The 15,647-nt window shown below is 56.6% G+C and carries 12 protein-coding genes, 1 tRNA gene and 1 pseudogene; all 14 read left to right on the top strand.

Annotation, left to right across the window (positions count from 1 at the left end; translation table 11 throughout):
• Positions 1-144, top strand: a pseudogene (locus BLU85_RS29890) (elongation factor Tu); the annotation flags it as partial.
• Between the two features lie 53 nt (positions 145-197).
• Positions 198-273 (top strand) — tRNA-Trp (locus BLU85_RS29885).
• Between the two features lie 45 nt (positions 274-318).
• Entirely contained in the window at positions 319-687 is a 369-nt protein-coding gene (gene secE, locus BLU85_RS29880) for a preprotein translocase subunit SecE (protein ID WP_003206102.1), read from the top strand.
• A 9-nt stretch (positions 688-696) separates the two neighbouring features.
• Positions 697-1,230, top strand: a complete 534-nt coding sequence (gene nusG / locus BLU85_RS29875) for a transcription termination/antitermination protein NusG (protein WP_010443972.1) — start codon at positions 697-699, stop codon at positions 1,228-1,230.
• A 117-nt stretch (positions 1,231-1,347) separates the two neighbouring features.
• Entirely contained in the window at positions 1,348-1,779 is a 432-nt protein-coding gene (gene rplK / locus BLU85_RS29870) for a 50S ribosomal protein L11 (RefSeq protein WP_003176435.1), read from the top strand.
• Positions 1,779-2,474, top strand: a complete 696-nt coding sequence (gene rplA / locus BLU85_RS29865) for a 50S ribosomal protein L1 (RefSeq protein ID WP_092205577.1) — start codon at positions 1,779-1,781, stop codon at positions 2,472-2,474. Before rplK ends, rplA begins: the two co-directional genes overlap by 1 nt.
• A 199-nt stretch (positions 2,475-2,673) precedes the next feature.
• Complete coding sequence (gene rplJ, locus BLU85_RS29860) at positions 2,674-3,174, top strand: 50S ribosomal protein L10 (protein WP_003206099.1); 501 nt, start codon at positions 2,674-2,676, stop codon at positions 3,172-3,174.
• A gap of 78 nt (positions 3,175-3,252) precedes the next feature.
• The gene (gene rplL / locus BLU85_RS29855) at positions 3,253-3,618 is read left to right on the top strand and encodes a 50S ribosomal protein L7/L12 (RefSeq protein ID WP_092205576.1); all 366 of its coding nucleotides are present in this window, start codon (positions 3,253-3,255) and stop codon (positions 3,616-3,618) included.
• A gap of 220 nt (positions 3,619-3,838) precedes the next feature.
• Entirely contained in the window at positions 3,839-7,912 is a 4,074-nt protein-coding gene (gene rpoB / locus BLU85_RS29850; RefSeq protein ID WP_092205575.1) for a DNA-directed RNA polymerase subunit beta, read from the top strand.
• A gap of 64 nt (positions 7,913-7,976) precedes the next feature.
• A complete protein-coding gene (gene rpoC / locus BLU85_RS29845; RefSeq protein WP_047230482.1) occupies positions 7,977-12,176 on the top strand; it encodes a DNA-directed RNA polymerase subunit beta' in 4,200 nt (1,399 codons plus the stop codon).
• A gap of 216 nt (positions 12,177-12,392) precedes the next feature.
• A complete protein-coding gene (rpsL, locus tag BLU85_RS29840) occupies positions 12,393-12,764 on the top strand; it encodes a 30S ribosomal protein S12 (RefSeq protein ID WP_003186084.1) in 372 nt (123 codons plus the stop codon).
• A 102-nt stretch (positions 12,765-12,866) separates the two neighbouring features.
• Entirely contained in the window at positions 12,867-13,337 is a 471-nt protein-coding gene (rpsG, locus tag BLU85_RS29835) for a 30S ribosomal protein S7 (protein ID WP_003186074.1), read from the top strand.
• A gap of 30 nt (positions 13,338-13,367) precedes the next feature.
• Positions 13,368-15,473 carry an elongation factor G gene (gene fusA / locus BLU85_RS29830; RefSeq protein ID WP_060740393.1) on the top strand — a complete coding sequence of 702 codons (2,106 nt, stop codon included), beginning with the start codon at positions 13,368-13,370 and terminating at the stop codon, positions 15,471-15,473.
• Positions 15,474-15,504: 31 nt separating this feature from the next.
• Positions 15,505-15,647 (top strand): GTP-binding protein (locus BLU85_RS29825; RefSeq protein WP_256326681.1); only part of this gene is annotated, 143 nt, incomplete at its 3' end.

Here is a 15,647-nt window from a genome sequence, read left to right as displayed (position 1 = left end):
GTTGAAATGGTAATGCCAGGTGACAACATTCAGATGACTGTTACCCTGATCAAGACCATCGCGATGGAAGACGGCCTGCGTTTCGCTATCCGTGAGGGCGGTCGTACCGTCGGCGCTGGTGTCGTGGCTAAAGTCATCGAGTAAACAGTTGTAATGTCTTTTTCGGGCCGGCATAATGGTCGGCCTGATTTTGTTTTAGGTCAGTAGCTCAATTGGCAGAGCGACGGTCTCCAAAACCGTAGGTTGGGGGTTCGATTCCCTCCTGACCTGCCAGATTCACTCAGTGTGTCTGGCTTTCTTTTCACAGGATCTTCATAGATGACTCCTAAAGCTGAAGCTCAAGGCTCTCGCTTCGATCTGCTCAAGTGGCTAGTGGTAGTCGCTTTGGTGGTTATTGGCGTTGTTGGCAATCAGTATTATTCTGCTTCGCCGATCCTGTACCGTGTACTTGCATTACTCGCCATTGCTGCTGTTGCTGCCTTTGTAGGCTTGCAGACGGCCAAGGGCAAGTCTTTCTTTGTACTCGCTAAGGAAGCTCGCACCGAGATTCGTAAAGTCGTATGGCCGACTCGCCAAGAAACCACGCAGACCACGTTGATCGTTGTGGCTGTTGTTCTGGTAATGGCGTTGCTGTTGTGGGGGCTCGACTCCCTGCTCGGCTGGCTTGTTTCCTTGATTGTTGGCTAAGGGTGTCCCGTGGCTAAGCGTTGGTACGTTGTGCATGCTTACTCGGGTTACGAGAAGCATGTCATGCGCTCGCTGATAGAGCGCGTAAAGCTGGCTGGCATGGAAGATGGCTTTGGCGAGATTCTGGTCCCCACTGAAGAAGTGGTTGAGATGCGTAATGGCCAGAAGCGCAAAAGTGAACGCAAGTTCTTTCCGGGTTACGTGCTGGTACAGATGGATATGAACGAAGGGACTTGGCACTTGGTCAAGGATACCCCTCGGGTGATGGGTTTCATCGGCGGTACCGCCGACAAGCCTGCGCCGATCACGGATAAAGAGGCAGAAGCGATTCTGCGTCGCGTCGCTGATGGTAGCGACAAGCCGAAGCCGAAGACGTTGTTTGAGCCAGGTGAGGTTGTACGCGTCACCGACGGGCCATTCGCTGATTTCAATGGCACGGTTGAAGAAGTTAACTACGAAAAGAGCCGGATCCAAGTGGCAGTGCTCATTTTCGGTCGCTCTACTCCGGTAGAGCTAGAGTTCAGTCAGGTCGAAAAGGTCTGATTGAGCAGGCATCCCAACCCCGCAGCCCAAGGCTGTGGGGTTTTGTCGTCACTGGGATAAACGCGCAAGTCACCGGGGAGCCTTTCGAGGCGTTAGAACCCGTAATTGGAGTGCCTCATGGCCAAGAAAATTACCGCTTACATCAAGCTGCAAGTGAAGGCCGCTCAGGCTAACCCAAGCCCACCTGTTGGTCCTGCACTGGGTCAGCACGGCGTGAACATCATGGAATTCTGCAAGGCCTTCAACGCCCGTACTCAGGGTCTTGAGCCAGGTCTGCCGACTCCAGTGATCATCACTGTCTACAGCGACCGTAGCTTCACCTTCGAAACAAAAAGCACCCCAGCTTCGGTTCTGCTGAAGAAGGCTGCAGGTTTGACCAGCGGTTCCGCTCGTCCAAACACCGTTAAGGTTGGCACCGTTACCCGTGCTCAGCTGGAAGAAATCGCGAAAACCAAAAACGCGGATCTGACTGCAGCTGATATGGATGCAGCCGTGCGTACTATCGCCGGTTCTGCTCGTAGCATGGGCCTTAACGTGGAGGGTGTGTAATGGCTAAGCTGACCAAGCGTCAAAAGGCTATCGCCGGCAAAATCGAAGCAGGCAAGGCCTACAACTTTGTAGACGCCGCCGCTCTGCTGTCCGAGCTGTCGACTGTCAAGTTCAGCGAGTCGTTCGACGTTGCTGTAAACCTGGGCGTTGACCCACGTAAATCCGACCAGGTCGTTCGTAGCGCTACCGTGCTGCCACACGGCACTGGCAAGACCGTTCGTGTAGCTGTCTTCACCCAGGGCCCAGCAGCTGAAGCTGCTCTGGCTGCTGGTGCTGATCGCGTCGGCATGGACGATCTGGCTGCCGAAATGAAAGGTGGCGACCTGAACTATGACGTAGTGATCGCATCTCCAGATGCCATGCGCGTTGTAGGCCAGCTGGGTCAGATCCTCGGTCCACGTGGTCTGATGCCTAACCCTAAAGTCGGCACCGTAACGCCAGACGTAGCCACCGCGGTTAAAAACGCCAAGGCTGGTCAGGTTCGTTATCGCACCGACAAAAACGGCATCATCCACACTTCCGTTGGCAAGATCGGCTTCGACGCCGTCAAGCTGAAGGAAAACGTTGAAGCCCTGATCGCTGATCTGAAGCGTATCAAGCCAGCTTCTTCGAAAGGTATCTACGTCAAGCGCGTTACCCTGAGCACCACTATGGGCCCAGGTCTGGTCATCGACCAGAGCTCGCTCGACGCGTAAGACTCAAGGTTGGCGCGAGCGATCGCGCCAGTCGAAAAATTGGGGTCCCTGCCTGGCGGGGGCTGTCCAAGACCGTAGGCGACGCAAGTCTTAAACCACAAGCCTACGCAGATGGTGCTCCCGGTTCCTTACCGAATCAGACACCAAAACGACATTCGGTTTCGACCGAATGAAACGGTAACAAGCAGGAGTTAAACCCGTGGCAATTAAACTCGAAGACAAGAAGGCCATCGTCGCTGAAGTCAACGAGGCTGCCAAAGCTGCTCTGTCCGCTGTCGTGGCTGATGCCCGTGGCGTAACAGTAGGCGCTATGACCGGACTCCGTAAAGAGGCTCGTGAAGCTGGCGTTTACGTACGTGTTGTACGTAACACCCTGCTCAAGCGCGCTGTTGCTGACACTGAGTACAGTGTCCTCAACGACGTGTTCACCGGCCCGACCTTGATCGCGTTCTCCACCCAACATCCTGGCGCTGCTGCCCGTTTGTTCAAGGAATTCGCCAAAGGTCAGGACAAGTTCGAGATTAAGGCAGCTGCGTTCGAGGGCAAGTTCCTCGCAGCTAACCAGATCGACGTACTGGCAACTCTGCCGACCCGTGACGAAGCAATTTCCCAGCTGATGAGCGTGATTCAAGGCGCAACCAGCAAATTGGCTCGTACTCTGGCGGCACTGCGCGACCAGAAAGAAGCTGCCGCAGCCTAAGGCTCGACACTCCTTTTCGCGTTTTTTGTTTATTTCGATGGTCGCGTAGGCCGTCCCCCAATCCAGGAATTTAGAGTCATGTCTATCTCTCAAAACGATATCCTCGAAGCCGTTGGCAACATGTCCGTAATGGAAGTTGTTGAGCTGATCAAAGCTTTCGAAGAAAAATTCGGTGTTACCGCTGCTGCTGCTTCCGCTGGTCCAGCTGCTGCTGTTGCCGTTGCTGAAGAGCAAACCGAATTCAACGTCATGCTGACCGAAGCTGGCGAGAAGAAAGTAAACGTGATCAAGGCAGTACGTGAACTGACCGGTCTGGGCCTGAAAGAAGCCAAGGCTGTAGTTGACGGCGCTCCTGCCATGGTTCTGGAAGCTGTTGCCAAAGACGCAGCTGACAAAGCCAAGGCCACTCTGGAAGAAGCAGGCGCTAAAGTCGAGCTGAAGTAAGCATCGACTTTGCGTCTCCAGCCCGAGCGTTAAGCGACAGGCTGATGGCTGGTGGCTCTTGCCACCGGCCTTTTTCCGTTATTGGCAGCCGACTGGGTCGGTGTCGATAGCGCGCTGTAACCACCCGATGTGGTGGCGCAAACCATGGGGTTTGCACGATTTTCTGGCTGCTCCCGTCGGGAGGGGCCAAACAAGCAGGTGACCAAGCTGGGGAACGCTGATGGCTTACTCATATACTGAGAAAAAACGTATCCGCAAGGACTTTAGCAAGTTGCCGGACGTCATGGATGTGCCGTACCTCCTGGCCATCCAGCTGGATTCGTATCGTGAATTCTTGCAAGCGGGAGCGACTAAAGATCAGTTCCGCGACGTGGGCCTGCATGCGGCCTTCAAATCCGTTTTCCCGATCATCAGCTACTCCGGCAATGCTGCGCTGGAGTACGTCGGTTATCGCCTGGGCGAACCGGCATTTGATGTCAAAGAATGCGTATTGCGCGGTGTTACTTACGCCGTACCTTTGCGGGTAAAAGTGCGCCTGATCATTTTCGACAAAGAATCGTCGAACAAAGCGATCAAGGACATCAAAGAGCAAGAAGTCTACATGGGTGAAATCCCCCTGATGACTGAAAACGGTACCTTCGTAATCAACGGTACCGAGCGTGTAATCGTTTCCCAGCTGCACCGTTCCCCGGGCGTGTTCTTCGACCACGACCGTGGCAAGACGCACAGCTCAGGCAAACTGCTTTACTCCGCGCGCATCATTCCTTACCGCGGTTCGTGGCTGGACTTCGAGTTCGACCCGAAAGACTGCGTATTCGTGCGTATCGACCGTCGTCGCAAGCTGCCTGCATCGGTACTGCTGCGCGCGCTCGGCTATACCACCGAGGAAGTGCTGGACGCGTTCTACACCACCAACGTCTTCCATGTGCAAGGTGAAAACCTCAGCCTGGAACTGGTGCCTCAGCGCCTGCGCGGTGAAATCGCTGTCCTCGATATCCAGGATGACAAAGGCAAGGTTATTGTCGAGCAGGGTCGTCGTATCACCGCTCGCCACATCAACCAGCTGGAAAAAGCCGGGATCAAAGAGCTGCAAGTGCCGATCGACTACGTCCTGGGTCGCACCACGGCCAAGGTCATCGTGCATCCGGCCACCGGCGAAATCATTGCAGAGTGCAATACCGAGCTGACCACCGAGATCCTGGCGAAAATCGCCAAGGCCCAGGTCGTTCGTATCGAAACCCTGTACACCAACGACATCGACTGCGGTCCGTTCATCTCCGACACGCTGAAGATCGACTCCACCGGCAACCAACTGGAAGCCCTGGTCGAGATCTATCGCATGATGCGTCCTGGCGAGCCGCCAACCAAGGATGCGGCCGAGACCCTGTTCAACAACCTGTTCTTCAGCCCTGAGCGCTATGACCTGTCTGCGGTCGGCCGGATGAAGTTCAACCGTCGTATCGGTCGTACCGAGATCGAAGGTTCGGGCGTGCTGAACAAGGACGACATCGTTGCGGTCCTCAAGACCCTGGTCGACATCCGTAACGGCAAAGGCATCGTCGATGACATCGACCACCTGGGTAACCGTCGTGTTCGCTGTGTAGGCGAGATGGCCGAGAACCAGTTCCGTGTTGGCCTGGTGCGCGTAGAGCGTGCGGTCAAGGAACGTCTGTCGATGGCTGAAAGCGAAGGCCTGATGCCGCAAGACCTGATCAACGCCAAGCCTGTTGCTGCGGCGGTGAAGGAGTTCTTCGGTTCGAGCCAGCTGTCCCAGTTCATGGACCAGAACAACCCGCTGTCCGAGATCACCCACAAGCGTCGTGTCTCCGCACTCGGCCCGGGCGGTCTGACCCGTGAGCGTGCAGGCTTCGAAGTTCGTGACGTACACCCGACTCACTACGGTCGTGTCTGCCCGATCGAGACGCCGGAAGGTCCGAACATCGGTCTGATCAACTCCCTGGCGGCCTATGCGCGCACCAACCAGTACGGCTTCCTCGAGAGCCCGTACCGCGTGGTGAAAGACGCCCTGGTTACCGACGAGATCGTGTTCCTGTCCGCCATCGAAGAAGCCGATCACGTGATCGCCCAGGCTTCGGCCACGATGAACGACAAGAAGGTCCTGGTCGACGAGCTGGTAGCTGTTCGTCACCTGAACGAGTTCACCGTCAAGGCGCCGGAAGACGTCACCTTGATGGACGTATCGCCGAAGCAGGTAGTGTCGGTCGCAGCGTCGCTGATCCCGTTCCTCGAGCACGACGACGCCAACCGTGCGTTGATGGGTTCGAACATGCAGCGTCAAGCTGTACCCACCCTGCGTGCCGACAAGCCGCTGGTCGGTACCGGCATGGAGCGTAACGTTGCCCGTGACTCCGGCGTTTGCGTCGTGGCGCGTCGTGGTGGCGTGATCGATTCCGTCGACGCCAGCCGTATCGTGGTTCGTGTTGCCGATGACGAAGTTGAAACTGGCGAAGCCGGTGTCGACATCTATAACCTGACCAAATACACCCGCTCCAACCAGAACACCTGCATCAACCAGCGTCCGCTGGTAAGCAAGGGTGATCGGGTTCAGCGCAGCGACATCATGGCCGACGGTCCGTCCACCGATATGGGTGAGCTGGCGTTGGGTCAGAACATGCGCATCGCGTTCATGGCATGGAACGGCTTCAACTTCGAAGACTCCATCTGCCTGTCCGAGCGTGTGGTTCAGGAAGACCGCTTCACCACGATCCACATCCAGGAACTGACCTGTGTGGCCCGTGACACCAAGCTTGGCCCAGAGGAAATCACTGCGGACATCCCGAACGTGGGTGAAGCCGCACTGAACAAGCTGGACGAAGCCGGTATCGTTTATGTAGGTGCCGAAGTCGGCGCAGGCGACATCCTGGTGGGCAAGGTCACTCCGAAAGGCGAGACTCAGCTGACTCCGGAAGAAAAACTGCTGCGTGCCATCTTCGGTGAAAAAGCCAGCGACGTTAAAGACACCTCCCTGCGCGTGCCTACCGGCACCAAAGGTACCGTCATCGACGTACAGGTCTTCACTCGCGACGGCGTTGAGCGTGATGCTCGTGCACTGTCCATCGAGAAGACTCAGCTCGACGAGATCCGCAAGGACCTGAACGAAGAGTTCCGGATCGTCGAAGGCGCAACTTTCGAGCGTCTGCGTTCCGCCCTGGTCGGCCACAAAGCCGAAGGCGGCGCGGGCCTGAAGAAAGGTCAGGAAATCACCGACGAAGTCCTCGACGGTCTTGAGCATGGCCAGTGGTTCAAACTGCGCATGGCTGAAGATGCTCTGAACGAGCAGCTCGAGAAGGCCCAGGCCTATATCGTTGATCGCCGCCGTCTGCTGGACGACAAGTTCGAAGACAAGAAGCGCAAGCTGCAGCAAGGCGATGACCTGGCTCCAGGCGTGCTGAAAATCGTCAAGGTTTACCTGGCAATCCGTCGTCGTATCCAACCGGGCGACAAGATGGCCGGTCGTCACGGTAACAAGGGTGTGGTCTCCGTGATCATGCCGGTTGAAGACATGCCGCACGATGCCAATGGCACCCCGGTCGATGTGGTCCTCAACCCGTTGGGCGTACCTTCGCGTATGAACGTCGGTCAGATCCTTGAAACCCACCTGGGCCTCGCGGCCAAAGGCTTGGGCGAGAAGATCAACCGGATGATCGAAGAGCAGCGCAAGGTCGCGGACCTGCGTAAGTTCCTGCACGAGATCTACAACGAGATCGGCGGACGCAACGAAGAGCTGGACACCTTCTCCGACCAGGAAATCCTGGATCTGGCGAAGAACCTGCGCGGCGGCGTTCCAATGGCTACTCCGGTGTTCGACGGTGCCAAGGAAAGCGAAATCAAGGCCATGCTGAAACTGGCAGACCTGCCGGAAAGCGGCCAGATGCAGCTGTTCGACGGCCGTACCGGCAACAAGTTCGAGCGCCCGGTTACCGTTGGCTACATGTACATGCTGAAGCTGAACCACTTGGTGGACGACAAGATGCACGCTCGTTCTACCGGTTCTTACAGCCTGGTTACCCAGCAGCCGCTGGGTGGTAAGGCGCAGTTCGGTGGTCAGCGTTTCGGGGAGATGGAGGTCTGGGCACTGGAAGCGTACGGTGCTGCATACACTCTGCAAGAAATGCTCACAGTGAAGTCGGACGATGTGAACGGCCGGACCAAGATGTACAAAAACATCGTGGACGGCGATCACCGTATGGAGCCGGGCATGCCCGAGTCTTTCAACGTGTTGATCAAGGAAATTCGTTCCCTCGGCATCGATATCGATCTGGAAACCGAATAACACGTGACGCGAATCGAGAGCGGGGCTGTTTTGCCCGCTCTCTGCTCCGCCAGGAGGAAAGGCCTTGAAAGACCTACTGAATTTGCTGAAAAACCAGGGTCAAGTCGAAGAGTTCGACGCCATCCGTATTGGATTGGCCTCGCCTGAGATGATCCGTTCGTGGTCGTTCGGTGAAGTAAAAAAGCCGGAAACCATCAACTACCGTACGTTCAAACCCGAGCGTGACGGCCTGTTCTGCGCCAAGATCTTTGGCCCGGTAAAGGATTACGAGTGCCTGTGCGGTAAGTACAAGCGCTTGAAGCACCGTGGTGTGATCTGCGAGAAGTGCGGCGTTGAAGTCGCGCTGGCAAAAGTTCGTCGTGAGCGCATGGCCCACATCGAACTGGCCTCGCCAGTTGCCCACATCTGGTTCCTGAAATCGCTGCCGTCCCGTATCGGCCTGCTGATGGACATGACCCTGCGTGATATCGAACGCGTTCTCTACTTCGAGAGCTATGTCGTTATCGATCCGGGCATGACCACCCTTGAGAAAGGTCAGCTGCTGAACGACGAGCAGTACTTCGAAGCGCTGGAAGAGTTCGGTGACGATTTTGATGCCCGCATGGGTGCCGAAGCTGTCCGCGAACTGCTGCACGCTATCGACCTGGAGCACGAGATTGGCCGCCTGCGTGAAGAAATTCCGCAAACCAACTCCGAAACCAAGATCAAGAAACTGTCCAAGCGTCTGAAGTTGATGGAAGCCTTCCAGGGTTCCGGCAACCTGCCAGAGTGGATGGTGCTGACCGTTCTGCCGGTACTGCCGCCAGACCTGCGTCCACTGGTTCCCCTCGATGGCGGTCGCTTCGCGACTTCCGACCTCAACGATTTGTATCGTCGAGTGATCAACCGTAACAACCGCTTGAAGCGCCTGCTCGACCTGTCCGCTCCGGACATCATCGTGCGCAACGAAAAGCGTATGTTGCAGGAAGCGGTCGACGCATTGCTCGACAACGGTCGTCGTGGCCGCGCTATCACCGGTTCCAACAAGCGTCCTCTGAAGTCCCTGGCTGACATGATCAAGGGTAAGCAGGGCCGTTTCCGTCAGAACTTGCTCGGTAAGCGTGTCGACTACTCCGGTCGTTCGGTTATTACCGTAGGCCCGACGCTGCGTCTGCACCAGTGCGGTCTGCCCAAGAAGATGGCCCTGGAGCTGTTCAAGCCGTTCATTTTCGGCAAGCTGGAAATGCGTGGTCTCGCTACCACCATCAAGGCGGCCAAGAAGATGGTCGAGCGCGAGCTGCCAGAAGTCTGGGACGTTCTCGCCGAAGTGATTCGCGAACACCCAGTGCTGCTCAACCGTGCACCGACCCTTCACCGTCTGGGTATCCAGGCGTTTGAACCGGTACTGATCGAAGGTAAGGCTATCCAGCTGCACCCGCTGGTCTGTGCTGCGTACAACGCCGACTTCGACGGCGACCAAATGGCCGTGCACGTGCCGCTGACGCTGGAAGCCCAGCTCGAAGCGCGCGCGTTGATGATGTCGACCAACAACATCCTGTCGCCAGCCAACGGTGAGCCAATCATCGTTCCGTCGCAGGACGTTGTATTGGGTCTGTACTACATGACTCGTGAAGCGATCAACGCCAAGGGCGAAGGTCGTGTGTTCGCGGATCTGCAGGAAGTTGACCGTGTGTTCCGTGCTGGCGAAGCCGCACTGCATGCCAAGGTCAAAGTGCGGATCAACGAGACCGTGAACGATCGTGATGGCGGCAGCGTGACCAACACCCGTATTGTCGACACCACCGTCGGCCGTGCGCTGTTGTTCCAGGTTGTGCCAAAAGGCCTGTCCTTCGACGTCGTCAACCTGCCGATGAAGAAAAAGGCGATCTCCAAGCTGATCAACCAGTGCTACCGCGTGGTGGGTCTGAAAGAGACCGTGATCTTCGCTGACCAGTTGATGTACACCGGTTTTGCCTATTCGACCATTTCCGGCGTTTCCATCGGCGTTAACGACTTCGTTATCCCGGATGAAAAAGCCCGCATCATCGGTGCTGCCACCGAAGAAGTGAAAGAGATCGAAAGCCAGTACGCCTCCGGCCTGGTAACCCAGGGCGAGAAGTACAACAAGGTGATCGACCTCTGGTCCAAGGCGAACGACGAAGTCTCCAAGGCGATGATGGCCAACCTCTCGAAAGAGAAAGTCATCGACCGTCATGGCAACGAAGTCGACCAGGAATCGTTCAACTCGATGTACATGATGGCCGACTCGGGCGCACGGGGTTCTGCTGCGCAGATCCGTCAGCTCGCCGGTATGCGTGGCCTGATGGCCAAGCCGGACGGCTCCATCATCGAGACCCCGATTACCGCGAACTTCCGTGAAGGCTTGAGCGTACTCCAGTACTTCATCTCCACTCACGGTGCTCGTAAGGGTCTTGCGGATACCGCGTTGAAAACCGCGAACTCTGGTTACCTGACTCGTCGTCTGGTAGACGTCGCGCAGGATCTGGTCGTGACCGAGATCGATTGCGGCACCGAACATGGCCTGGTCATGACGCCGCACATTGAAGGCGGTGACGTTGTAGAGCCGTTGGGTGAACGCGTACTGGGTCGTGTCATCGCTCGTGACGTATTCAAGCCGGGTACCGAGGACGTGATCGTTCCTGCAGGCACCCTGGTTGACGAGAAGTGGGTCGAGTTCATCGAACTCAACAGCATCGACGAAGTGATCGTACGTTCGCCGATCAGCTGCGAAACCCGCTATGGCATCTGCGCCAAGTGCTACGGTCGCGACCTGGCACGTGGTCACCAGGTGAACATCGGTGAAGCGGTCGGCGTTATCGCTGCCCAGTCCATCGGTGAGCCGGGTACCCAGCTGACGATGCGTACGTTCCACATCGGTGGTGCGGCAAGCCGGACCTCCGCTGCCGACAGCGTCCAGGTGAAGAATGGCGGTACTGTCCGTCTGCACAACCTCAAGCACGTAGAGCGCGTTGACGGTCACCTGGTGGCTGTGTCGCGTTCCGGTGAGCTGGCCATCGCTGACGACTTCGGTCGCGAGCGCGAGCGCTACAAGCTGCCGTACGGTGCTGTGATTTCGGTCAAGGAAGGTGACAAGGTCGACGCTGGCGCCATCGTGGCCAAGTGGGACCCGCACACCCACCCGATCGTGACCGAGATGAAAGGTACCGTGACCTACGTGGGCATGGAAGAAGGCATCACGATCAAGCGTCAGACCGACGAATTGACCGGTATGACCAACATTGAAGTACTCGACGCGAAAGATCGTCCAGCTGCCGGCAAGGACATCCGTCCGGCCGTGAAGATGGTCGACGACAACGGCAAGGATCTGTTGCTGCCAGGCACTGACGTAATCGCTCAGTACTTCCTGCCAGCGAACGCCCTGGTCGGTGTAGCGGACGGTGCGCGGATCGCGATCGGTGATGTTATCGCCCGTATCCCGCAGGAAACTTCGAAAACCCGCGACATCACCGGTGGTCTGCCGCGTGTTGCCGACTTGTTCGAAGCCCGTCGTCCGAAAGAAGCCTCGATTCTGGCTGAAGTCAGCGGCACCATCGCGTTCGGTAAAGAGACCAAGGGCAAGCGCCGCCTGGTCATTACACCGAACGACGGTAGCGATCCGTACGAAGAGCTGATTCCGAAGTGGCGTCACCTGAACGTCTTCGAAGGCGAACAGGTAAACCGCGGCGAAGTTATCTCGGACGGCCCGAGCGATCCACACGACATCCTGCGTCTGCTGGGTGTGAGTGCGCTGGCCAAGTACATCGTGAACGAGATCCAGGACGTTTACCGTCTGCAAGGCGTGAAGATCAACGACAAGCACATCGAGACCATCCTGCGTCAGATGCTGCGTAAGGTCGAGATCGCTGAATCCGGCGACTCGAGTTTCATCAAGGGCGACCAGATGGAACTGACTCACGTACTGGTGGAAAACGAGCGCCTGGCGACCGAAGACAAGTTTGTCTCCAAGTTCACTCGCGTGCTGCTGGGTATCACCAAGGCGTCGTTGTCCACCGAATCGTTCATCTCGGCGGCTTCCTTCCAGGAAACCACCCGTGTACTGACCGAAGCGGCGGTAACCGGCAAGCGCGATTACCTGCGCGGCCTGAAAGAAAACGTGGTCGTGGGTCGTCTGATCCCGGCCGGTACCGGTTTGGCCTATCACAGCGAGCGCAAGCGTCGCCGTGATGCCGACAAGCCGTTGCGCGTAAGCGCCAGTGAAGTGGAAGCTGCACTGACCGAAGCACTGAACTCGAGTGGTAACTGAGTTCTGCGGTAATTGAGTGCCTGGCCCTGGTCGCCCCGTTCGGCGGATCGAGACAAATTGTCGAGATCCGGCGGGCGGGGAGGTCGGGGCCTTGCCTTGACTGGGGACAAGATCCTCTTTAGACTCTTGATCCCCTAAATTTGGCGGGAATTCGTTCCTGCCATTTTGCTTTTCTTGTAAGACAATAGCGTCGCAAGACAACAGTGGAGCTAGTAGATGGCAACTATCAACCAGCTGGTACGTCAGCCGCGTAAGCGTATCGTCGAGAAATCCGACGTGCCTGCGCTGCAGAACTGCCCGCAACGTCGTGGCGTATGCACCCGTGTGTATACCACCACGCCGAAAAAACCTAACTCGGCACTGCGTAAAGTATGCCGTGTGCGTCTGACCAACGGTTTCGAGGTTTCCTCGTACATCGGCGGTGAAGGCCACAACCTGCAAGAACACAGCGTGGTCCTGATCCGCGGCGGTCGTGTAAAAGACTTGCCAGGTGTTCGTTACCACACCGTTCGCGGCTCTTTGGATACTTCCGGCGTTAAAGGTCGTAACCAAGGTCGTTCGAAGTACGGTACCAAGCGTCCGAAATAATCGGCCGTTTAGCAGTTTTTAATTTTATTGAGTCGATAAGAGTAAGGTCGGGCACGCATCCGCTGTCCCGGGCTAACCTGAAGACCGTTTGAGGGCTTATCAATGCCAAGACGTCGCGTAGCAGCCAAACGTGAGATTCTGGACGATCCGAAATACGGAAGCCAGATTCTCGCCAAGTTCATGAACCACGTAATGGAAAGCGGCAAGAAAGCCGTTGCCGAGCGTATCGTTTATGGCGCACTGGACAAAGTTAAGGAACGCAAGAACAGCGATCCCCTGGAAATCTTCGAGAAAGCTCTCGACGCCATCGCTCCGCTGGTCGAAGTGAAGTCGCGCCGTGTGGGCGGTGCTACTTACCAGGTTCCGGTCGAAGTTCGTCCGTCCCGTCGTAACGCCCTGGCAATGCGCTGGCTGGTAGACTTCGCCCGCAAGCGCGGCGAGAAGTCCATGGCTCTGCGTTTGGCTGGTGAACTGTTGGACGCTGCTGAAGGTAAAGGTGCTGCAGTTAAGAAGCGTGAAGACGTGCACCGTATGGCTGAAGCCAACAAGGCTTTCTCGCACTACCGCTTCTAATTTTAGCGTCACTCAATTTGCGAGGGCTTTATGGCTCGTACTACACCGATTAACCGCTACCGTAACATCGGTATCGTTGCTCACGTGGATGCTGGTAAAACCACCACCACCGAGCGCGTCCTTTTTTACACCGGCAAGAGTCACAAAATGGGCGAGGTGCATGACGGCGCCGCGACCACAGACTGGATGGTGCAGGAGCAGGAGCGTGGTATTACCATTACTTCTGCTGCTATCACCGCCTTCTGGAAAGGTTCCGAGAAGCAGTACCCGCACGAGCACCGCTTCAACGTTATCGATACCCCGGGCCACGTAGACTTCACCATCGAAGTTGAACGTTCCCTGCGTGTACTCGACGGCGCTGTCGTTGTGTTCTGTGGTACCTCGGGTGTTGAGCCTCAGTCGGAAACCGTATGGCGTCAGGCCAACAAGTACGGCGTTCCACGTCTTGTTTACGTAAACAAGATGGACCGCGCCGGTGCCAACTTCCTGCGCGTGATCGCTCAGATCAAGCAGCGCCTGGGTCACACTCCAGTGCCGATCCAGCTGGCTATCGGTTCCGAAGACAACTTCCAGGGTCAGATCGATCTGATCAACATGCAAGCTGTCTACTGGAACGATTCCGACAAGGGCATGGTCCCTGTTCGCAAGGATATTCCTGCCGAACTGTTGGAAGAAGCCGAGCAATGGCGCAGCAACATGGTTGAGGCAGCGGCCGAAGCCAGCGAAGAGCTGATGAACAAGTACCTCGAAGGTGAAGAGCTCACCAACGAGGAAATCAAGGCCGCTCTGCGTCAGCGTACTATCGCTGGTGAGATCGTTCTGGCTGTTTGCGGTTCTTCCTTCAAGAACAAGGGTGTTCCCCTGGTTCTCGACGCCGTTATCGACTTCCTGCCTGCTCCAACCGACATTCCTGCTATCAAGGGTTCCAACCCGGATAACGAGGAAGAGGAAATGGAGCGTCACGCAAGTGACGACGAGCCGTTCGCGGCTTTGGCGTTCAAGATCGCTACCGACCCATTCGTGGGTACCTTGACCTTTGTTCGGGTTTACTCGGGCGTGTTGGCCTCCGGCGACGGCGTGATCAACTCGGTAAAAGGCAAGAAAGAGCGTGTGGGTCGTATGGTGCAGATGCACGCAAACGCCCGTGAAGAAATCAAGGAAGTACGCGCTGGTGACATCGCGGCCTTGATCGGCATGAAGGACGTCACCACCGGTGAAACTTTGTGCAACGCTGACAAGCCAATCATCCTGGTTCGCATGGACTTCCCGGAGCCGGTTATTTCGGTTGCCGTTGAGCCTAAGACCAAGGACGACCAGGAAAAAATGGGTATCGCTCTGGGCAAGCTTGCTCAGGAAGACCCGTCTTTCCGCGTCAAGACTGATGAAGAGACTGGTCAAACGATCATCTCCGGCATGGGCGAGTTGCACCTGGACATCCTGGTTGACCGGATGCGCCGTGAGTTCAACGTCGAAGCCAACATCGGTAAGCCTCAGGTTTCCTATCGTGAGCGCATCACGAAGAGCTGTGAAATCGAAGGCAAGTTCGTTCGCCAGTCCGGTGGTCGTGGCCAGTTCGGTCACTGCTGGATCCGTTTTGCACCGGCTGACGAAGGTCAGGAAGGTCTGCAATTCCTGAACGAAGTCGTAGGTGGTGTGGTTCCTAAGGAATACATCCCGGCGATCCAGAAGGGTATCGAAGAGCAGATGAAGAACGGCGTTGTCGCCGGCTATCCGCTGATCGGCCTGAAGGCGACTGTGTTCGATGGTTCTTACCATGACGTCGACTCCAACGAGATGGCGTTTAAGGTGGCTGCCTCCATGGCAACCAAGCAGCTGGCCCAGAAGGGTGGTGGTGAGTTGCTTGAGCCGATCATGGCGGTGGAAGTCGTTACGCCTGAAGACTACATGGGTGATGTCATGGGCGACCTTAACCGTCGTCGTGGCATGATTCTGGGTATGGAAGATACGGTTTCCGGCAAAGTGATTCGTGCCGAGGTGCCGTTGGGTGAGATGTTCGGTTACGCAACCGACGTTCGCTCCATGTCTCAGGGTCGCGCAAGCTACTCTATGGAATTCAAAAAATACAATACAGCTCCGTCGCATATCGTCGAGACTGTTACCAAAAAGCAAGGCTGATTCAGCCCCTTTAAGCTAGGAGTTAATTGTCGTGGCTAAAGAAAAATTTGAACGGAACAAACCGCACGTCAACGTTGGCACCATCGGTCACGTTGACCACGGTAAAACCACGCTGACCGCTGCTCTGACCCGTGTCTGCTCCGAAGTTTTCGGTTCGGCCAAGGTTGACTTCGA

Origin of the sequence: Pseudomonas sp. NFACC14 (assembly GCF_900106885.1) — a bacterium.
Classification (GTDB): domain Bacteria; phylum Pseudomonadota; class Gammaproteobacteria; order Pseudomonadales; family Pseudomonadaceae; genus Aquipseudomonas; species Aquipseudomonas fluorescens_AA.
Note: the sequence above shows the minus strand (reverse complement) of the source record. Positions and strands in the feature narration are given on the sequence as shown.